The organism is Archangium gephyra (genome assembly GCF_049060025.1).
Classification (GTDB): domain Bacteria; phylum Myxococcota; class Myxococcia; order Myxococcales; family Myxococcaceae; genus Archangium; species Archangium gephyra_A.
The window spans coordinates 6,303,862-6,324,351 of the sequence record NZ_JBMEQQ010000002.1; the positions used below are offsets into that span (position 1 = coordinate 6,303,862).

16 protein-coding genes and 1 pseudogene are annotated in these 20,490 nt (G+C 69.2%); 9 read left to right on the forward strand and 8 right to left on the reverse strand.

The genetic code is table 11. The features are described 5' to 3' along the window. The first annotated feature begins 2 nt into the window (after positions 1 to 2). A complete protein-coding gene (locus ACN28I_RS27320) occupies positions 3 to 1,535 on the forward strand; it encodes an Hsp70 family protein (RefSeq protein ID WP_420944870.1) in 1,533 nt (510 codons plus the stop codon). Positions 1,536 to 1,548: 13 nt separating this feature from the next. Further along, positions 1,549 to 2,322 carry a DnaJ domain-containing protein gene (locus ACN28I_RS27325; RefSeq protein WP_420944871.1) on the forward strand — a complete coding sequence of 258 codons (774 nt, stop codon included), beginning with the start codon at positions 1,549 to 1,551 and terminating at the stop codon, positions 2,320 to 2,322. Between the two features lie 25 nt (positions 2,323 to 2,347). Here ACN28I_RS27325 and ACN28I_RS27330 read toward each other — a convergent pair whose 3' ends face one another. After that, the gene (locus ACN28I_RS27330; protein WP_420944872.1) at positions 2,348 to 2,986 is read right to left on the reverse strand and encodes a PaxA; all 639 of its coding nucleotides are present in this window, start codon (positions 2,984 to 2,986) and stop codon (positions 2,348 to 2,350) included. 336 nt (positions 2,987 to 3,322) lie between these two features. On the opposite strand from ACN28I_RS27330, the gene ACN28I_RS27335 reads away from it, so the two are divergent. From ACN28I_RS27335 to ACN28I_RS27350, 4 genes are all read left to right on the forward strand, one after another. Continuing rightward, positions 3,323 to 4,321, forward strand: a complete 999-nt coding sequence (locus ACN28I_RS27335; RefSeq protein WP_420944873.1) for a hypothetical protein — start codon at positions 3,323 to 3,325, stop codon at positions 4,319 to 4,321. 28 nt (positions 4,322 to 4,349) lie between these two features. Further along, the gene (locus ACN28I_RS27340; RefSeq protein ID WP_420944874.1) at positions 4,350 to 7,160 is read left to right on the forward strand and encodes a TonB-dependent receptor; all 2,811 of its coding nucleotides are present in this window, start codon (positions 4,350 to 4,352) and stop codon (positions 7,158 to 7,160) included. 95 nt (positions 7,161 to 7,255) lie between these two features. Further along, positions 7,256 to 8,062, forward strand: a complete 807-nt coding sequence (locus ACN28I_RS27345) for a phospholipase D-like domain-containing protein (RefSeq protein ID WP_420944875.1) — start codon at positions 7,256 to 7,258, stop codon at positions 8,060 to 8,062. Continuing rightward, on the forward strand, positions 7,992 to 8,492 hold the full coding sequence (locus tag ACN28I_RS27350) for a phospholipase D-like domain-containing protein (protein WP_420944876.1): 501 nt from the start codon (positions 7,992 to 7,994) through the stop codon (positions 8,490 to 8,492). Before ACN28I_RS27345 ends, ACN28I_RS27350 begins: the two co-directional genes overlap by 71 nt. A 9-nt stretch (positions 8,493 to 8,501) precedes the next feature. Here the strand turns inward: ACN28I_RS27350 and ACN28I_RS27355 are convergent, their stop codons facing one another. The 3 genes from ACN28I_RS27355 to ACN28I_RS27365 form a co-directional block, all read right to left on the reverse strand. Then, positions 8,502 to 9,035: a hypothetical protein gene (locus tag ACN28I_RS27355; protein ID WP_420944877.1), complete on the reverse strand. Its 534-nt coding sequence runs from the start codon at positions 9,033 to 9,035 to the stop codon at positions 8,502 to 8,504. 82 nt (positions 9,036 to 9,117) lie between these two features. Further along, the gene (locus ACN28I_RS27360; RefSeq protein WP_420944878.1) at positions 9,118 to 9,774 is read right to left on the reverse strand and encodes a 2-hydroxychromene-2-carboxylate isomerase; all 657 of its coding nucleotides are present in this window, start codon (positions 9,772 to 9,774) and stop codon (positions 9,118 to 9,120) included. Between the two features lie 29 nt (positions 9,775 to 9,803). Further along, complete coding sequence (locus ACN28I_RS27365) at positions 9,804 to 10,970, reverse strand: TPM domain-containing protein (protein ID WP_420944879.1); 1,167 nt, start codon at positions 10,968 to 10,970, stop codon at positions 9,804 to 9,806. 327 nt (positions 10,971 to 11,297) lie between these two features. Here ACN28I_RS27365 and ACN28I_RS27370 point away from each other — a divergent pair, with 327 nt between their 5' ends. After that, positions 11,298 to 12,749 (forward strand): peroxidase family protein, encoded by a 1,452-nt coding sequence (locus ACN28I_RS27370; RefSeq protein WP_420944880.1) that lies wholly within the window; start codon positions 11,298 to 11,300, stop codon positions 12,747 to 12,749. A gap of 106 nt (positions 12,750 to 12,855) precedes the next feature. Here the strand turns inward: ACN28I_RS27370 and ACN28I_RS27375 are convergent, their stop codons facing one another. From ACN28I_RS27375 to ACN28I_RS27385, 3 genes are all read right to left on the reverse strand, one after another. Then, a complete protein-coding gene (locus tag ACN28I_RS27375; protein ID WP_420944881.1) occupies positions 12,856 to 13,398 on the reverse strand; it encodes a hypothetical protein in 543 nt (180 codons plus the stop codon). Between the two features lie 109 nt (positions 13,399 to 13,507). Next, entirely contained in the window at positions 13,508 to 14,860 is a 1,353-nt protein-coding gene (locus ACN28I_RS27380; RefSeq protein WP_420944882.1) for a sigma-54-dependent transcriptional regulator, read from the reverse strand. Positions 14,861 to 15,149: 289 nt separating this feature from the next. Then, a complete protein-coding gene (locus ACN28I_RS27385; protein WP_420944883.1) occupies positions 15,150 to 16,601 on the reverse strand; it encodes an ELWxxDGT repeat protein in 1,452 nt (483 codons plus the stop codon). A gap of 418 nt (positions 16,602 to 17,019) precedes the next feature. On the opposite strand from ACN28I_RS27385, the pseudogene adh reads away from it, so the two are divergent. Continuing rightward, positions 17,020 to 18,547 (forward strand): annotated as a pseudogene (gene adh, locus ACN28I_RS27390) (aldehyde dehydrogenase). Between the two features lie 21 nt (positions 18,548 to 18,568). Beyond that, positions 18,569 to 18,961, forward strand: coding sequence for a DUF779 domain-containing protein (locus ACN28I_RS27395; RefSeq protein ID WP_420944884.1), 393 nt, complete (start codon positions 18,569 to 18,571; stop codon positions 18,959 to 18,961). Positions 18,962 to 18,979: 18 nt separating this feature from the next. Here ACN28I_RS27395 and ACN28I_RS27400 read toward each other — a convergent pair whose 3' ends face one another. Beyond that, positions 18,980 to 20,410 carry a hypothetical protein gene (locus ACN28I_RS27400; protein ID WP_420944885.1) on the reverse strand — a complete coding sequence of 477 codons (1,431 nt, stop codon included), beginning with the start codon at positions 20,408 to 20,410 and terminating at the stop codon, positions 18,980 to 18,982. Positions 20,411 to 20,490: the final 80 nt, after the last annotated feature.

The following is a 20,490-nucleotide window of genomic DNA, read 5'->3' on the forward strand; positions in this document are numbered from 1 at the left end:
GTATGGCAATCGTTCTCGGAATCGACCTGGGCACGACGAATAGCTGCATGGCCGTGGCAGACCCCGCCACGGGCCAGGCCCGCGTGCTGCCCAATCGCGAGGGCGAGCGCACCACCCCCTCCGTCGTCGGCTTCGATGCCTCGGGCAAGGTGACGGTGGGCAGCGCGGCCCGCCGCCAGGCCGTGCTCCACCCGCGCGACACCGTCTTCAGCGTCAAGCGGCTCATCGGCCGGCGCTTCTCGGACCCGGCCGTGCAGCAGCTCCGCAAGCTGCTGCCCTATGAGGTGGTGGCGGACCCCTCCGGCAACGCCGCCGTGCGCGTGCACGGCCAGGTGATGACGCCGGCCGAGGTCTCCAGCCACGTGCTGCGCTACCTCAAGGAGAGCGCCGAGGCCCAGCTCGGCCAGAGCGTGGAGGGCGCCGTCATCACCGTGCCCGCCTACTTCGACGAGGTGCAGCGCCAGGAGACGAAGGCCGCCGGCCAGCGCGCCGGCCTCACCGTGCACCGGCTCCTCAACGAGCCCACCGCGGCCATGCTCGCCTGCCGCTTCGACGAGTCTCGCCCGGAGAACATCGCCGTCTTCGACCTGGGCGGCGGCACCTTCGACATCTCCCTGCTCCACGTCGAGGACGAGGTGGTGCAGGTGCTCGCCACCAGTGGCGACAACTTCCTGGGCGGCGACAACATCGACGAGGTCGTCGTGGACGCGCTGCGCCGCATCTTCCTCAAGCAGACCGGGGTGGACCTGGCCACCAGCCCCGAGGCCCTCTGGCGCCTCAAGGACGCCGCCGAGTCCACCAAGCGCGCCCTCTCCGAGCTGGAGCAGACGGGCATCGAGCTGCCCTTCCTCGGTGCCGCGGCCGATGGGCCGCTGCACCTGGCCCTCCCCTCCTTCTCGCGCACCCTCCTGGAGAACCTGGCCGCCCGCGAGCTGGAGCGGCTGCGCACCCCGTGCCAGCAGGCCCTCCAGGACGCGGGCCTCCAGGTGGAGGACATCCACCGCGTCGTCCTCGTGGGCGGCATGACGCGCATGCCCGCGGTGCGCGCCCGCGCCGAGAAACTCCTGGGCCGGCCCGGCGAGCGCACCGTCAACCCCGACGAGGCCGTGGCCATCGGCGCCGCGCTCGAGGCGGACATCGTCGCCGGCACCTCGCCCGAGCTGCCCAAGGTGCTCCTGCTGGACGTGCTCTCGCGCAGCCTGGGCATCCGCACCGAGGGCGGCCGCTTCAGCGTCCTCATCCCCCGCAACACCACCATCCCCACCCGCGAGACGAAGGTGTTCGCCACCACCTTCGATCAGCAGACGCACGTGGACCTCGAGGTCTACCAGGGCGAGGCCCCCACCGTGGACGGCAACCGCTACCTCGGAGAGCTGCAACTGGCCGGCCTGCCCGCCGCCGCCGCCGGCACCGTGCGCGTGGCCGTGGACTTCACCATCGACGCGGATGGCATCCTCCAGGTCACCGCGCGCGAGCCCGCCACCGGCCGCACCGCCGAGGTGACGCTGCGCCCGCCCACCGCCACCTCGCCCTGAGGAGGGTGCTCCCATGTCCCAGGACCCCTCGTCCCCTCACGACAAGCCCCCTTTCGAGAAGAACCCTTTCGACGTGCTCGGGCTGCAGGGCACGGAGGACCTGGCCGCCATCCGCAAGGCCTTCCTGCGCATCGCCGCGCAGTCCCACCCGGACCGGCTCCGCACGAAGCCGCCGGAGGAGAAGGCCCTGGCCCTCGAGCTCTTCCTGAGCGCCAAGAAGGCCTTCGAGGTGCTCTCCCAGCCGGACAGGCGGCGCGAGTGGAGCGAGCGGATGGCCCGCGCGAAGCCGCGCACCCCCACCGCCCCGGTGACGCCGCCTCCCGAGGCCCCCGCCCCTTCCGCTCCGGCGGCGCCCCGCCCGGGCCCCGCCTTCACTCCGGCCCACGGCGTGCCCGTCGCCCCGCGTCCCGCCTTCACTCCGGCTCACGGCGTACCCGTGGCCTCGCCCCCCCCGGCCGCTTCCGCCGTGCCCCGGACTCCCTCCGGCGCCGTGCAGCCGGCCGCGGTGGCGCTCCAGCTCTACAAGCTGGGCATGCTCGCCCTGGAGGCCGTCGATTACGCCAAGGCGCTCGACCTGTTCTCCAAGGCCGCCAGGCTGTCGCCCACGCCCCGCCACCAGGCCATGGAGCTAGTGTGCCGCGGCCACCAGTACCTCAGCACGCGCTTCTTCGATCGGGCCCGCGAGAGCTTCGAACGCGCCCTCCAGCTCCTGCCCGAGTGCCGCGAGGCGAAGGTGGGCCTGGAGCTGCTCGACAAGCAGTCCGGCCGCTACATCAGAGGGCGCTGAAAAAGGGCGCTGACGCCCCGCCCCCTCACGAGATGGTGATCGGGATGTTGTAGAGGAAGCACACCGGCACCTTCTGCGGCTTGTACTGCCAGCCGTCCTTGATGCCCGCGATGATGTCCGAGTCCGCGCCCGGCACGGACTTCACCGCCGTCACCTCGTACACGTTGCCGTCCGTGGACACGCAGATGCGGTACATGCCGTTGATCGTCCCGGCGTTGCGGTGCGACTGCTTGAAGACCTCGGACAGCCGCGGCGGCGTCTGACGCACCACGTCGCGCTGGATGACGAAGGGCGGCACGTTCTTCGGCTTCGGCGGCTCGCCCGTCCCTCCGAGCTGCCCGCCCAGCACTCCGCCCACCACGCCCCCCACGACTCCGCCCACCACGCCGCCCTCGACTCCGCCCACCACGCCGCCCGCGACACCCGCCGGGGCCGCATCCGCCACGGGCTCCGACTCGGCCACCGGCTCCGGCTCCGGTTCGGGCTCCTTCGGCTTCTCCTCCACCTTGATCGGCTCGATCTTCTCCGGCTGGCGAATCACCATCTCCTTGCGCGGAGTGGGCTTGCGCTGCTGCACCACGGAGCGCACGCCCCCGGGCGGAGGGGGCGGCGGCGGAGGCGGAAGGCTCCTCATCAACGAGACCGCCACCTCCTTCTCCTCCACGGGCTTCTCCTTCGGAGTCGCCAGGAGGAACAGGGCCCCAATGACCCCAACGTGGACTACCACGGAAAACAGGGTAGGACCGAACAGGTGGGAATCGTTGGAAGCGGTCTGCTGCGCGAACATGGGCTTTGAGCGGAGAGGGGCGTCCTCTCATAGCACCAGAGCGGCCCGCTGTCTCCCCTACCCCCCGGGTCAGGGTGTGAACTCAAGGTGAAAACGGGCCGGCTACTTGGAAAAGAGTCCGAAGTGTTGATACATGGCCGCCCCGGCAGCGGCCTGCGTTGGCTACCTGACGTCCGAGCCGTGAGCCACCCCCCATCTCCCCGCGAGGCTCTCGTGCAGACGAAGCAGAAGTGGGCACTGACGCTGACGATGGCGTTGAGTGCCATGTCTTGTGGTGGCTCGACCGAGCCGAGTGACCCCTACATGGGAGTCATCGACGGCACCGGGCTCGAGTCCAAGTTCCAGCCCGGCACCTGCGGCACCGGCAACACCGCCACCCGGTGCTACCAGCCGATGTCGGGTACCGCCGAGGGGACGAACTTTCCCTTCTACAACCTGGGCGTGCTGGCCGCCAACGACAGGTCCCTCACCAAGGACGGCACGAAGCTGGTGATGCCCGTCACCCTGGCGAAGACCACCACGTACGAGTTCTCCGAGCCCTGCAAGACGGGCAAGGAGTACAACGAGCGGACGGACGCGTACCGCGAGGACGCGCAGTACACCCTGTTCGACGCGCTCCCCCTCACCACCAGCAGCGCGCCGGTGCTGCCGCTGGTGAAGGTGAAGAGCTGGCAGGGCATGCCCCAGTACACCTGCAACACCGTCAAGGACGCCTCGTCCCTGACGGAAGGCACGTTCGGTGGACGCGCCGCCGAGGGTGACCTCTTCGCCCTGCGCGCCGTGATCGACCTGACGGCCACCTTCAATCCCCTGAACAGCACCTCCGCCTTCGCGCCCCAGCCCGGCTGGTTCCGCGGCCTGCAGTTCGTCTTCCTGGACGGCGGCGCGGTGCCGACGGAGGAGGTGACGGTGGGCACGGGTGACGCCGCGAAGACGGTGCACGCCGTGAAGATGATGGACGGCGTGTGGCTCAAGCCCTCCAGCACCAGCGCGAAGCCGACGGACGCCACCGCCAAACTGCTGTTCCAGGCGAAGCCCGGCGACGAGAACTGGTCTCCCGTGGTCCGCCTGCGTGAGTTCACGCCGACCGCGGGCGTCACCTACACCGGCCTCTGCTACCAGTCCCCGGACTGCGCCGCGGACACCGTCGACATGTCGTCCACGGCCCTCAAAGACCACAGCGTGCTCTTCGTGGTGAGCAGCGCTCAGTAAGCCCCCCCTTCCTTTCCGAGAATCATCCATGACCACTTCCATCCTCTTGCGCGGCCGGGCGCTGCTGCTGGCGCTGCTGGCGCTCGCCGTGCCCATGACCGCGCTCGCCGCCGGCGAGAACTACGGCCGCGTTTCCGGCTACGTGTACGACCCCACCGGCACCCCGCTGGCCGAGGTCCCCCTCACCATCAGCGGCCCCGCGCTGCAGCAGCCCATCGCCCGCACCAGCGGCGAGGACGGCCGCTTCGAGTTCGGCCAGGTCCCCCCGGGCGAGGGCTATGTCCTCGAGGTCCAGGTGGAGGGCTTCGCCCCCATCAAGAAGAAGGGCATCATCGTCCGCCTGGGCCAGAACACGCCCGTGGACGTGAAGCTCGAGGTGCTCACCGAGACGAACGCGGTGGCCACCTATGAGATCGTCGAGAAGGTCAACCCCATCATCAACCCGGACTCGGCGCAGACCGGCGCGGTGATGACGGCGGAGAAGGCGGCCGCCACGCCCGTGTTCAACCAGGTGCAGACGATGCCGCAGCTCGTGGCCGGCGTGGGCCCCGGCAACGCCCCGAGCAGCCGCGGCGGCCTGTCGCGCTACGGCAAGTTCTACGTGGACGGTATGGACACCACCGACGTGTCGGACGGCTCCATCACCGCCCCCATGAACTTCTACGCGGTGGAGAACTTCGAGATCATCACCGGCGGCCTGGACGCGCAGTACAACGCGCTGGGCATGGTGGAGAACGTCGTCACCAAGAGCGGCTCCAACAAGTTCACCTACGACGTCTCGCTCATCCTCTCGCCGGCCTTCAGCAACGCCAAGGCGACGTACGGCTCGGACCAGAGCATCATCACCGGCAACTACCTGCAGAATGACGCGCCGCAGGCGGAGACGTCCTTCTACGCCCCGCTGGTGGCCGTGGGCGGCCCCATCATCAAGGACCGGCTGTGGTTCTACGCCAGCGGCCAGTGGAACATCTCCAACCAGGAGACGCCGCTGACCATCAACGGCGTGCAGGAGAACCGCCCCAAGAACACCCAGACGCGCCTGGGCCGGCTCAAGCTCACCTGGCAGCCCACGGACAAGGACCGCGTGTCCTTCGCCGTCAACGTGGACCAGAACGTCATCTCCAACAACCGCAGCAGCTCGACCGTCGCGCTGGACGCCGAGTCCCGCATCGACCGCGGTGGCGCCTTCTTCATCGCCAACTACGATCACAACTTCACCGAGAACGTCCTCTTCCAGCTCCAGACGGGCGCCACGTACAAGAAGGCGTACATGGGCCCGCAGAACGACGACCTGGACGCGGCGTCGCACGCGGACCGTGACAACAACTTCTTCACCACGGGCAGCTCCGGCTCCCTCACGGGCCTGGCGGGCAACTACTCCACCGAGAACAAGTGGCGCCTGCAGTTCGACCCCACCGTGCTCTTCAAGGTGGGCTCGCACCAGATGAAGGGTGGCGTGCAGCTCGGCTACCTGATGGGCGAGCAGCAGGTGGGCACCTCGGGCAACGTGCGCTACGACGACCGCGGGGGCGTGTGCAACCCGGAGGATCCCTCCACCTTCGCCTTCTGCAACCGCCGCACCACCTTCTACAACCTGGATGGCCAGCCGGGCCCGCTCACCACGAGCGCCTCGGTGGCGCAGCTCGGCGCCTTCTTCCAGGACCGCTGGACCGTCAACCGTCAGCTCACGGTGGTCGCGGGTCTGCGCGCGGACGTGGGCCGGATGTACGCCGGTGACACCTTCATCACCAACCTGGTGGGCATCGGACCGCGCCTGTCGGCGACCTACGACATCACCAACGACCGCAAGACGCTGCTCAAGGCGCACTACGGCCGCTCCAACGAGATGGGCGACGTCTTCATCGCCCAGCACGCCAACCCGGAGATGCTCCAGGTGCGCTCCGACTTCAACCGGACGGAGGGAGCCTTCCACGAGTGCCCCCCGGAGGGCCCCAGCACGAGCGTCTGCAACATCTCGGGTGGCGCCCGTGGCCGCTACTTCGACAAGGGCCACACCCCGCCGAGCGTGGATGAGATCAGCCTGGGGCTGCACCGCGAGGTCGCCGAGGGCATGGTGGTGGGCGTGGACGGTACGTACCGCCGCTACAACAACCTGTGGATCGACGAGGAGGTCAACCGGGTGTGGGACCTGACCGGTACGAACATCGTGCGCGGCCTGGATGGCGATACCCACGCCATCATCAAGATCCACAACCCGGACGACGCCTGGCGTGACTACAAGGGCGTGGACCTGTGGCTGCAGGGCAAGTACGGCGGCTGGGATGTGCTGGCCAGCTACACCCTGGGCTACAACAACGGCACGGTGGGCGAGTACTTCGACGGCTACGGCCAGAACCCGCGCATGAAGTACCTGTTCGGGGGCCCGACGCCGGACGACATCCGCCACACCGTCAAGGGCGCGCTCGGCTACGCCACCACCTTCGGCCTCGATTTCGGTCTGCGCTTCCGCTACCTGACGGGCACGCCGCTGTGGATGAACCAGAACCTCAGCAATGGCAACGGCACGTTCTACCGCTCGCCGCGCGGCACCGGCCACACCCTGCGCTCGGGGACGCCGAACTTCAACGATCCGTCGGCCATCTCCGAGCTGCGCAACCCGGACCAGTTCATCATCGACGCCCAGGCCCGCTACGACATCGGCCGGCTGTTCAACATGGCGAACAAGCTGGAGCTGACGCTGCTCGTGGTCAACGCGCTGAACAACACCGACACCACGGCGCTGTACGACCGGTGGAACACCGGCACCACCACCTACGGTCTGTCGCGCTTCCGCAACCGCCCGATGCAGGCGGAGCTGCTGCTGCGCTTCCGCAACTAGTTCCCACGCCGGCAACGGCGTGAACCAACGGTGTGAACCCGGGGCCCTCCGCGAGCGATCGCGGGGGGCCCTTGGTTTTTGTATACGGTGCGCCCATGTCCCTGAGATTGAACGCCCTGCTGCTTCCCCTCGTGCTGTCCCTCGCGTGCGCCGCGCCCGCTTCCACGGTGCGTGCCGCCGCTCCCGAGGCCGCGCTTCCCGGACTGGTGCTGGTGGAGAGCAGCCCGGTGGAGACGACGCTGGACCATGCGGACATCCCCGACGCCCACGAGGTGTGGCCGGAGATGGTGAACGGGGCGGCGCGGACGCTGGACGTGGCCCAGTTCTACGTGAGCAACGCGCCGGGCAGCCGGCTGGAGAAGGTGATTCAAGCCGTCGAGGCGGCGGCGGACCGGGGCGTGAAGGTGCGGGTGCTCGCGGACGAGAAGTTCTACAAGACGTACCCGGAGACGCTGGAGCGGCTGGCGAAGCGGCCGGGCATCGAGATGCGCCGGGTGGACCTGGGCAAGGCGATGGGCGGCGTGCTGCACGCGAAGTACTTCGTGGTGGACGGGCGCGAAGCCTTCCTGGGCAGCCAGAACTTCGACTGGCGCTCGCTGGAGCACATCCAGGAAGCTCGGGCTGCGCATCCGGGTGCCCGAGGTGGTGCGCTCGCTCGCGGACATCTTCGAGCAGGACTGGGCGCTGGCCACCGGAGGCCAGGCACCGGCCACGGCGGCGGTGAGCGGCCCGTTCCCGGCGAGCTACGCGGGAGGCACGGTGCGCGTGACGCCGGCCCACAGCCCCGAGGGCCACCTGCCGGACCCGGCCACGTGGGACCTGCCGAAGCTGTTGACGCTCATCGACGGAGCGAAGCGCTCGGTGCGGGTGCAGCTCCTCACGTACAAGGCGAAGAGCCGTGACGGAAAGCCGTTCCCCGAGCTGGAGGACGCGCTGAAGCGGGCGGCGGCGCGCGGGGTGAAGGTGGAGCTGCTGCTGGCGGACTGGGGCAAGCGCAAGGGCACCATCGAGGGCCTGCAGGCGCTGCACGCCCCGCCGGGGCTGACGGTGAAGCTGGTCACCATTCCGCAGTGGTCCGGCGGCTTCATCCCGTTCGCGCGCGTAGTGCACGCCAAGTACATGGTGGTGGACGGGGAGCAGGCGTGGCTGGGCACGAGCAACTGGGAGCGCGACTACTTCACGCAGAGCCGCAACGTGGGCGTCATCGTGGAGGGCGAGCCGTTCGCCAACCAGCTCGAGCGCTTCTTCCAGGACACGTGGACGAGCCCCTACGCCGCAGAGGTGGACCCGAAGGCCACCTACACGCCGCCGAACGTCAGCGGCACGCCGTGACCTCGCGCCTCACGGCTCGCCGGAGAGCCCGGCGAGCCGCGTCTCGGCCCACTCAACCTGCTCGCCCTCCCCGCCCGAGTCCAGGAACGCGGCCTTGTGCGCCAGGAAGCCCGTGAGCGCCTCGCGCAGCGCCTCGGGCCGCCCCAGCTCGTCGGCGCACTCGGCGCGCCGGAAGTAGATCTCCGCCCGCAGCACCTCGTCCTGTTCGCCGATGAGCCCCTGCTGGAGCCGCACCTCGGCCTCTTCGAACCGGCCGAGGCCGAACAGACACTCTCCGTGCAGGTAATGGAGCTGCGACACAGGAATCCCCACCTGGTCCACGCCCAGCTCCGCGGCGCGGCTCAGGTCGGCGAGTGCCTCCTCGTATGCCTCCTGCTCGAAGAGGCGCAGCATGCCGCGCCGGTACCAGGCCAGCGAGAACTCCGGCTTGAGCGAGATGACGCGGCCGAGCAGCGCCTCGGCCCCCAGCGCATCCCCCGCTTCCTCCCGCTCCTCGGCGGAGCGGAGCAGCTCATCAATGGAGACGTTGCGGGAGGACGACATGGTGGATCCGGGAGGTGGTGGCATCGAAGAGACCCTCCCCAAGAAGGTAGGGAGCCGGGCGGCCACGTGCCACCGCCCTGGTTCAAATCCGTGAAGCGGCGACGGGCAGGGTCCGCAGGCGCTCCAGCTCCTCGCGGGAGAGCGGCTCCTCTCCGCGCAGGAACCGCTCCAGGTGACTCAGGGAGTCGACGCCGAAGAACAGCTCTCCATCGGCGACGAAGGTGGGGACGCCGAAGCCGTCCAACGCGAGCAGCTCCTCCGTATTGCGGCGCACCTGGTCCTTCACGGCGGGCGTCTGGGCCGCCGCGAGCAGCGCCTGCGCATCGAGCCCCACCGAGGCCACGACCTCGCCCACATGCTCCGGCTGCAGCAGCCCTCCGCCTCCGGACCACACCGCCGCGTAAAGCGCGGAGACGAGCCGGCGCCGGGCCTCCGCGTCCTGCACGGCCGCCGTCACCCGGAGTGCGAGCAACGGGTTGAAGGGGTGTGCCGAGGGGAAGGCGAAGGGCACCCCGAGCTCGTGGGCGAGCCGCGAGGTGTGCTTGTAGATGTAGAACCGCTTCTGCTTCACCTCCGCGGGCCCCGTCGTGCCGAGCGCGTTGAGCACGCCGGCGAAGAGGACGGGCAGCGGCTCCACGGTGCGGCCATGACGCTCGGCCAGCACCGGGAGCTGCGTCCACGCGAGATACGCATACGGCGACACGTAGTCGAAGAAGAAGCGGAGCGGAGCGCGGTTCATGGCTCCGACTCTACGCCACTCGGAGCCGCCTACCAGCTCCCGCTGGAGCCTCCGCCCGAGGAGCGTCCTCCACCGAAGGAGCTGCCTCCACTGGAAGAGGAAGACGAGCTGGGGCGGGTGAGCTTGGGCGTGCTGCGCGTGAAGGTGTCGTGGTGGCTGCAGTGCTTGCAGGTGACCGTCACCCGCACCGTGCCGCCGTGGTCATAGGTCGCCGACACGAGCGTGGTGGTCGACTCCGACTTCGTCTTGTAGCTGCAACGCGGGCACTTCGAATAAGCCGTGAACCAGGCGCCATAGCGCTCCACCCGCGCGTCCTCGCAGGACGTGCACCACCACACGTCATAGTCCACCGAGCCCAGGCTCTCCTCACGCAGCTGTCCCCGGTCGAGGTGATCATCGTCACTGTCCTCGTCGAGGAGCTGGCGCGGCTGCGTGCAGTGCTCGCAAATGCGCGGACGCCGGCGCAACCAGCGGCGCAGGCCGGCGGCCCCCGCGACGAGGGCGCCAGCCCCCCCACCGAAGAACCAGGGAGCCATGTCGCTCGAGGCCACCCGCTCCATCACGGTCGGAGAATAGTAGGGCCCCGAGTTGTAGGGGCCCCGGCCCTGGAACCGGACCGCCGGTTGCACGGGCGTGGTGACATCCAAGGGCGGGGAGTGGGGCACGTCCGGCACGGAGGCCGTGCTGCTCACGGACGCATTGAGAGGCGAGCGCTCGAGCAGATCGCTCAGGCCCCGCGCTCCCGCGAGCACCGCTGCGTTCGGGTCCCCGCGCTTGAAGGCGGGGATGATCTCCCCGGACATCAAGGCGTCGCTCCGGTCCGTGTCCGAGCGGCTGTCCACGCCATCCCCGAGGACGATCTCCGCCTTGCGGTCGCGCAGGGCGATGAGGAGCAGCGCGCCATCATCGCGCCCGGCATGGCCGATGCCCCACAGGTTGAAGAGCTCGGTGGCGAAGGTGCGCGGGTTGCGCCCCCCGGTCGTCCCCACCACCACCACCGTGAGCTGGCCCAGGCCCTTGCTGTTCACCTCCGCGCCCCACCGGTCCACTCCGGCGAGCGTCGAGGAGGACATCGAACCCGTGGTGTCCACGGACCAGGAGCCCGGCCGCGGGCGGGGAATCGAGTCCACCGTCTCGGCCCGGGCGGGAAGGCCCAGGAGGCTGAGCAGGAGGGTCCAACAGAGAAGGGCGCGCATGCGCCCGAGCATACCGCGAAAGATCGGGAGTCATGGATCCCGGCCCCTCCCTCCGGTCCGGGGCCCTCGCGCGCTTCCGGACAGGTGCCCTGCAGGGCATTGCGGCCCGCGCACCGAACTGGAATCCATGGGCCGCTCTCTCGGTGCCATCAGGCCGAGAGAGGGGGGGGACACAACATGACCGCAGAGCCGCCGAGCTTCCCACCCGGCACGGAACGCCGCTCACAAATGCGCCGGACCGTGTCTGTCCAAGCGCACCACCACGTGGAGGGAAGCACAATGCCAGCCATTCATGGTTTCATGCTACGCAATGGGGAAGGGACCCCCTTGGGCCAGTACGTCCCGACGGGCAAGTTCGGACGGCTCTTTCCGTCGCTCCAGCCGCTGACGCCCCCGCCCGAGGCCCTGGAGGAGCTCGGCCGCGCGATGAAGGACGCCACCCCGGCGGACCCCAAGGGTGACAACGAGGACGTCCCCGCCGGCTACACGTACCTCGGCCAGTTCATCGACCACGACATCACCTTCGACACCACTCCCATCCAGGAGGTGCTCGTCGACCCGCTGGCGCTCCACAACTTCCGCACCCCCGCGTTGGACCTCGACTCCCTCTACGGCAGGGGTCCAGCCGACCAGCCCTTCCTCTACCAGCTCCCTCCCAACGACGCCCTCTTCGTCATCGGCAAGACCAGCCCCAATCCCGGCGGCGGCGACCCGACCGTGAAGCCGTCGCTCGACTTCGACCTCCCACGTGGCCCGCAGGGGCTGGCCGTCCTCGGAGATCCGCGCAACGACGAGAACATCATCGTCGCCCAGATGCATCTGGCCTTCATGCGCTTCCACAACAAGATCGTCGAGGGGCTCCAGGCCGGCACCGTCAAGCCGCCCTCGGCCGCCCGGCGCAGCCTGTTCGAGGAGGCCCGCCAGCTCGTCATCTGGCATTACCAGTGGATCGTCCTGCACGACTTCCTCAAGCGGCTGGTGGACAAGGACGTGCTCGAGGACGTGCTCGAGAAGGGCCGGGCGTTCTACCGCCCGCACCGCGACGCCTTCATCCCCGTGGAGTTCGCCGCCGCCGCGTACCGCCTGGGGCACAGCATGGTGCGCGAGGGCTACGACTACAACGAGGTCTTCACCTTCAAGCAGGGCCCCCGCCGCCGGGCGACGGCCTCGCTCGCGCTGCTGTTCCGCTTCTCCGGGCGCTCGGGCACCAGCGTGCCCATCCCCAGCGATTGGATCATCGACTGGCGGCGCTTCTTCCAGTTCCCCAATGACGGGGTGACGGCCGGCCTCAGCCGCAAGCTCGATCCATTGCTCGCGCCCACGCTCTCCGAGATTCCCGACGGCGGCGTCCTGCCCGGCGTCAACCTGCCCATCGCCAACCTGCGACGCGGGCGCAGCCTCGGCCTGCCCTCCGGACAGAACGTGGCCCGGCGCATGCGCCTCAAGCCCCTGTCCCCCGAAGACATCGCCAAGGGGCCCGATGGCGAGGTGGCCGCCAGGCACAACCTGCACCTGGAAACCCCGCTCTGGTACTACATCCTCAAGGAGGCCGAGCAGCGCGGGAACAGCAAGCGGCTCGGGCCCGTGGGCAGCCGCATCCTGTCCGAGGTCTTCGTGGGCCTGCTCGAGTACGACTCGAGCTCCTTCCTCGCCAGCAACCCGCAGTGGAAGCCCACGCTGCCCTCGAGCAAGCCGGGCCACTTCACCATGGCGGACATGCTCCGGTTCGTGGGGGACCTGTCGCCCATCAACGACGCGAAGAACCTGACGGGCCCGTGACGTGAGCCGCCCGTGAGGGGGATGTGACCCGGCCGGTCCGCTCTGCCGGCCGGGTCACGACACTCCTGAGTCACTTCGGGCTCGACATCACCGCGCCGTCCTGGCCTCAGCCGTTCACGGGGCCGAGGTCCGTCTTCAATCCCTTGCGCCACTGCACGCCGCGCTGCGCCCGGTAGTCGGTGACGAGGGAGGCGGCGATGGTGCTCACGCCCACGAAGGCCTGCACCCAGGTGGCCAGCCGGCCGCGGCGCGAGTAGCCGAAGAGGAAGGGCGCGGCGATGACGGCGGCGCTCCACACGTAGTCGATGACCTCGTGCACCTCGATGGGGATGAGCTTCTTGAAGCTCAGCCGGTAGTCGGTGAACAGCGCCACGCCCACGCCCGAGCCGCCCAGCACCAGGCCCGCCGTCCGGGCCGCCCCCACTCCGGACAGCAGCCCCACCCCGGCCACCGTCAGCGCTCCCTGGTAGTCCAGCACCGAGTGGAGGTTCTGCGGGATGAGCCGGCGCAGCGGCAGCTTGCCCAGCAGAGGCATCGCGGGGATTCCGGCCGCCGCGCTCTTGTCGAGCAGGCCCTTGCGCTCACTCACCGAGACGGGGACGTGAACCAGTTCTCGCGGATGCTTCGCTTCGTGGGGCGTGGTCTCCATGCGGGCTCCTTGGGAGAGATGCATTCCAAGGGTAGGCACCCGCGTGGACCTCCACGTCTCCAAGGCGCCCGCCCGCCTGGAGTCCAACCCGGGGACCTGGCACCCGGGCTCAATCCGAGTCCGGGTCCGTCACCTTCTCGCCCAGGCTCTGCAACCGCGAGTAGAGCCTCCGGCGCGTGATGCCCAGCAGCTTCGCCGCCGCCGTCTTGTTGCCTCCCGCCCTCTCCAGCGCCGCGTACAGCAGCTCGCGCTCGAAGGCGTCCAGGTTGAAGCCCTCCCCCAGCACGTCCGCCGCCCGCACACCCTTGCCTCCTCGTGACAGCGAGGGGCCTCCCGCTCCCAGGTGCTCCGCCTGGATGTCTCCCTCTCCCGACAGGATGAGCGAGCGCTCCAGCGCGTTCTCCAGCTCGCGCACGTTGCCCGGCCACGTGTACCCCGTCAGCCTCGCCTCCGCGTCCTTCGACAGCTTCGACGCCGGCAGTCCCTTCCTCGCCAGGAACGCGTGCGCCAGCGGCACCAGGTCCTCCTTGCGCTCACGCAACGGCGGCACCTCGATGCTGAAGACGTTCAGCCGGTAGTAGAAGTCCTCCCGGAACCGGCCCTCGCGCACCGCCGCCGCCAGGTCCCGGTTCGTCGCCGCCACCACCCTCACGTCCACCTTGCGCGCCTGCGTGCTGCCCAGCGGCACGAACTCGCGCTCCTGCAGGAAGCGCAGCAGCTTCACCTGCGTGGCCGGCGTCACCTCGCCAATCTCATCCAGGAACAGCGTCCCCCCGTCCGCCGCCGCCAGGTGCCCCGTCTTCCGCTCCGTCGCTCCCGTGAACGCGCCCTTCTCGTGGCCGAACAGCTCGCCCTCCAGCAGCGTCTCCGGCAGCGCCGCGCAGTGCACCTCCACCAGCGGCCCCGCCGCGCGCTTGCTCGAATAGTGGATGAGCCTCGCCAACTGGCTCTTCCCCGTCCCGCTCTCCCCCAGCAGCACCACGCTCGCGTCGCTCGCCGCCACCTGCCTCGCCGACGCCAGCGCCTGCTTCATCCGCGGGCTCTCCGCCACCAACTCCGGCGTGAGCCTTCGCACCAGCCGCTCGCTCCGCGTCTCCGCCGCGCGCTGCTCGGCCAGCCGCCTCACCCGCAGCCGCACCTCGTCCATCGCGAAGGGCTTGGTGAGGTAGTCCGCCGCCCCCCCCTTCATCGCCGCCACTGCGTTCTCGGCGCTGCCGTACGCCGTCATCATCACCACCGCCGGCGGCGTGGGCAGCGCCTGCGCCGCCTTCAACACCTCCAGCCCCCCCACCTCCGGCATCATCAAATCCGTCAGCACCACGTCGAAGCCCCGCCGCGCCAGCTCCACCAGCGCCGCGCGCCCCCCCGCCACCCGCGCCACCTCGTGCCCGTCCAGCTCCAACGCCTCCGCCACCAGCTTGCCCAGCTTCACCTCGTCATCCACCACCAACACCTGCGCCATGCTTCACCTCACTCGTCCGATGACCCCGACGCGCCCACGCCGATCACCCCGCCTCCGGCTCGTGCCCGGCCCAGGCTTCTCCGCCGGTAGCTTCGTGCGGCGATAGCCGTTCGCCACCTGGGCGATACGTCTCACACCCGAGACGCACGGGAGGCCGGTCCCATGCACCTGGGACCAGCCTCCTGGCTTCCGGTGCGCGCGTCAGCCACACCCATGCAGTTGGAGCCAGATACCGTCGAGCTTGCCTGGATGGCGGCTCAGCTCAAACAGTTCCCCACGCAGTGCGCGCTCATTCATCGCGACGGCGGCGCAGGGAGAGCGGCAGCAGGGTCAGGAACGCCCAACCCAGCGGGCTTCCTGGCGAGGCCGAACAGCCCCGGTCTCGAGGGCCTTCGGGCTCCGGAGGGCCTTCGGGCTCGCTCAGGGACACATCCTTCACGCGAACGGTACCTGCCTCCGATCCATCGCTCCGCCACAGCTGGAAGGGTCTGGCGGAGCCGGTCTCGTCCGCGAGGAAGAAGAGCGTCCCGTTCACATCCAGGAACTTCCGCACGCTCAAGCTGCTCGCTCCTCCCGGTGCGATGTCCTTGACCATCACCGTGCCCGCTTCCGTCCCATCGCTCTTCCACAGCTCGCGGCCGGAGACACCGTCGTTGGCGGTGAAGAAGAGCGTGCCTCCACTCTTGTACAGATCCATCACGGAGCCAGCCGCGCCCGGAGTGATGTCCTTGACCATCACCGTGCCCGCTTCCGTCCCATCGCTCCTCCACAGCTCGGCCGTGTTGGAGTAGGCCGTGGCGGCGGCATCCGCGGACCTGAAGAGGAGCAGCCCATTCACCTCGCGAAACCAGGAAGGCGCGGCGCCCACCGAGGGCGGGGAAACCACCTTGATCCTCGCCGTGCCCCCTTCCGTCCCGTCGCTCTTCCACAGCTCCCCCCCCGAGGAAGTGAACAGAGACAGGAAGAGCCTGCCATCCACCCAGCGCTTCGAACTGAAGGTGGATGACTCAGCACCGGGCGTGATGTCCTTGACCAACACCGTGCCCACTTCCGTCCCATCGCTCTTCCACAACTCGACACCATGGACGCCATCGTCCGCCTCGAAGAAGAAAGCGCCATCACCGATGACCGCGATGGCTTGGTAGCCGAAGCTGGAGCCTTCGGCCCCTGGACGGATGTCCCTGACCCGCGTCGTCCCCGCCGCGGTCCCGTCCGTCCTCCACAGCTCGGAATCTCCATCCCCCGTGTGCCCGAAAAAGTAGAACAGGCCGCCAAAGCTCCCGAGAGCCCCCTCGATACTGCTCGCCGGCCCTGGAGCCAGGTCCACCACGAGCCCCGTTCCCGCCTCCGTTCCATCGCTCCTCCACAGCTCGGCACCATGCGCCGCGTCCCCGGCCACGAAGAGGACCTGCCCACCGGAGACATGAACGAATTGGGGGTACCCCTCGGCCCCCCACGCGGGGTGGGCCATCACCCGCACCGTCCCCGCTTCCGTTCCGTCGCTCTTCCACAGCTCGAGTCCGGAGGCCCCTGCTCCAATTGACTGGTCCACGAAGAAGAGGAGGATCCCGTCCAGGTTGACGAAGGGAGTGCCAACCATCTCGACATCACCCGGAAAAGCACTCCCGGGACCTGGGACGATGTCCTTCACCCGCCCCGTCCCCGCTTGCGTGCCGTCGCTCTTCCACAGCTCGGTGCCATGCCCGACATCCGTGGCCGTGAAGAAGAGGGTGTTTCCCACGGAGACGAATCCAGAGGGACCGTGTGCGGGCACCTCCCTTCTGTCGCTCCGGGCAAGCTCCCCAAGACTCGATTCGTGCGCCACCCGCACGGGCGGCTTCTGGTTGGCAGCGTCCTGCTCTTCGAGCGAAGGCTCACAACCGCTCCCGAGCATCAGCACGGCACTGCCCAACCACATACGCCAACTGCTCCACTTCATGTCATCCCCCTCCTGTCATGCAACGACTCGCGGGCGAGCACTCGCCCCCGCATCGACCAAGCTTACAGGGCGGGCATGGGACCGGGCATCTGGGCCCGCTGATCAATTTCGGACGGTCCCGTGTTCCTTTCCGGCGATGACGCGGAGCGGCACCTGTCTATCCTCGGTGCCCTCTCCCCTGCCGTTGCCAGTTCAACCCACGAATCAAGCCGAGGTCCGAATGTCGACCATCTATGAAGCGCCGGGACAGAAGGGCAGCAAGGTCCAGTACCTCCCCCGTTACGGAAACTACATTGGCGGCGAGTTCGTCCCGCCCGTGAAGGGGCAGTACTTCGAGAACATCACCCCGGTCACCGGCAAGCCGTTCTGTGAGATCCCCCGCTCCACCGCCGAGGACGTCGAGAAGGCGCTCGACGCCGCCCACAAGGCCAAGGCCGCCTGGGCTCGCACCTCCCCCACCGCCCGCGCCGACATCCTCAACAAGATCGCCGACCGGATGCAGGCCAACCTGGAGATGCTCGCCGTCTCCGAGACGTGGGACAACGGCAAGCCCATCCGCGAGACGCTCGCCGCGGACCTCCCGCTGGCCATCGACCACTTCCGCTACTTCGCCGGCTGCCTGCGCGCCCAGGAGGGCAGCCTCGCCGAGCCTCGACGAGCACACCGTCGCGTACCACTTCCACGAGCCGCTCGGCGTCGTGGCGCAGATCATCCCCTGGAACTTCCCGCTGCTGATGGCGGCGTGGAAGCTTGCGCCCGCGCTCGCCGCCGGCAACTGCGTGGTCCTCAAGCCCGCCGAGCAGACTCCCGTCACCATCCTCAAGTTCGCGGAGCTGGTGGGCGACCTGCTGCCGCCCGGCGTGCTCAACATCGTCAACGGCTTCGGCATCGAGGCCGGCAAGCCCCTGGCCAGCAACAAGCGCGTGGCCAAGGTGGCCTTCACCGGGGAAACCACCACCGGCCGCCTCATCATGCAGTACGCCTCGGAGAACCTCATCCCCGTGACGCTGGAGCTGGGCGGCAAGTCGCCCAACATCTTCTTCGCGGACGTGTTCTCGCAGAACGATGAGTTCGCCCAGAAGGCGCTCGAGGGCTTCGCCATGTTCGCCCTCAACCAGGGCGAGGTGTGCACCTGCCCCTCGCGCGCCCTCGTCCAGGAGCGCTTCTACGAGGAGTTCATGCAGAAGGCCGTCGAGCGCACGAAGCGCATCGTCCAGGGCAACCCGCTCGACCCCAAGACGATGATCGGCGCGCAGGCCTCCAACGACCAGTTGGAGAAGATCCTCTCGTACATCGACATCGGCAAGAAGGAGGGCGCGAAGGTGCTCACCGGCGGTGGGCGCGCCAACCTCGCCGGCTCGCTCGCCGAGGGCTACTACGTGGAGCCCACCATCTTCGAGGGACACAACAAGATGCGCGTGTTCCAGGAGGAGATCTTCGGCCCGGTGGTGTCGGTGGCGAAGTTCAAGGACATGGAGGACGCGCTGGCGGTGGCCAATGACACGCTGTACGGCCTGGGCGCGGGCGTGTGGTCGCGCGACACGAACACCGCCTACCGCATGGGCCGCGCCATCCAGGCCGGCCGCGTGTGGGTCAACTGCTACCACCTCTACCCGGCGCACGCGGCCTTCGGCGGCTACAAGCAGTCGGGCATCGGCCGCGAGACGCACAAGATGATGCTCTCGCACTACCAGCAGACGAAGAACATGCTGGTGAGCTACGACCCGAAGCCCATGGGCTTCTTCTAGGCCAGAACCGGGGAGCCACCGATGACCATCGAGCGCGTTGCCGTCACTCCCGCCGCCGAGGCCCTGCTGCGCAAGCTGCAAGGGATTCACGGCCCCCTGATGTTTCATCAATCAGGCGGGTGCTGCGACGGCAGCGCGCCCATGTGCTTCCCGAGGGGTGAGTTCAAGGTGGGCCAGGAGGACGTGTACCTGGGCACCATCGTGGACACGCCCTTCTACATCGGTGGCGCCCAGTACGAGTACTGGCAGCACACCCACCTGACGGTGGACGTGGTGAAGGGACGCGGGAGCGGCTTCTCCGCGGAGGCGCCCGAGGGCGTGCGCTTCCTCATCCGCTCGCGCGTCTTCACCGATGAGGAGTTCCACGCCCTGGAGAAGGCCGGCCCCGCCCCGCGCGGGCCCCAGCACGGCTGAGGCGCTCGCGCCGCGGGCTCAGAGCTTGTAGAGGCCGAGCCCCACCCATGGCAGCGGAAAGGGCGTGCCGCCCCGGCGCCCGTCTTCGGACGGGGGCAGGTACACCCAGAGCGCCGCCACGTCGATGCGCACGCGCAGCCGGTCGAACGCCACCGGCCCGCGAGGCGCGTCGGCGCCCAGCAGCCAGCGCACCCCCGTGGTGCCGAACGAGTCCCGGAAGGGCTGGCGCGGGAAGAGCTCCATCGCGAGCTCGCTGTGGGGCCCGAGCACGTACTGCGCTCCGACGAAGGCCTGTACCTGGGTGGGAATGCGCGGAATGGGGGTGCTCGAGCTGCCCGTGCCGCCGCCCACGTCGTCACCGCCCGCGCCCACCGCGCCCACCGTGATGGCTGCGTTCTGCGGGATGAAGTGGTGGTTGTCGAGCACGTAGGCGCCCGCGGTGAGCTGGAAGTTGCCGAAGTGCTTTCCGGCCACGACGCTGAAGAGGTTGAACTGGAGGTTGGCTCCGGCCGCGCCCGCCGTCCCGCCCCCGGCCACGCCATGGCCGAGCACCACGATGCCCCCGCCGCCCACCGCCCCCGCGAAGAGGTTGAGGAAGTCATACGAGGCGGACACGCCCGGCAGGTAGCGCGACTCGTCGAGCAGCTTCACCTTGAGGCCCAGGTCGAAGGCTCCCAGCACTCCGAGCCCCGCCGCGCCCGCGCCGCCCGCCGCGTGCACGGCGAAGAGGGGCACGCCCGCAGCCGCCGGAATGGGGAGCCCCCCGCCCCACACGTCGAACTGCACGCGCCGCCCCAGGCCCACCCCCAGGCGGAAGAGCAGCAGCTCGTCGTTGCTCAACACCACCTCGCCGGGCTCCAGCGTGAGCGCCGTGGGCGTGAGGAACAACCGCTCGTCCGCGGCCCGCCGGGTGACGAAGTCCTCGCGCCGGGTGTCCATCTCCCGGCCGAGCGCCTCGCCCGCCTCGCGGCCCGCGCGCGAGGCCAGGTCCGGCGGATTCCCCGCCGACTCCCACCGCACCAGCCCGAGCCGCTCCTCTCCCCCGGGCGCCAGCAGCAGGCCCTCGATGGCCAGCCGTCCGCTCTTCTTCTCGAATTCGGTGAGCCCGAATACCGTCCGCGCCTTCTCGGCGGCCTGCTCGGAGACCGTGGTGGACTGAGCCTCCGGAGAGCTGGCCTCCACGACACGCAGCTCGAGCCGCAGCGGCTCGCCACTCGCATCCGCGGGCCTGCGCGCCCGGGTCTCCACGCCGCGCTGGAAGGACTCCTGGAGATCCTGTTTCAGCGCGTCGGGCACCTCGCCCTTCACCTCCACCGTCACGCCGCGCGCCTCATCATAGGGGCCGAGCGCATCCACCTTCACCTGACGCACGCTGCCCAGCGCGCAACCGGTGAGCGGCAAGGCGAGCCATGCCGCAAGCCAACGTCCCTTCATCGTTCGAGTCTTCACGTCCATGGGCTCCATCCTGCTCCAGCCGCGAACCGGGAGTCATCCGGACCCGTCCGGGCGCGCTCTTCCCAAAGTTGTCC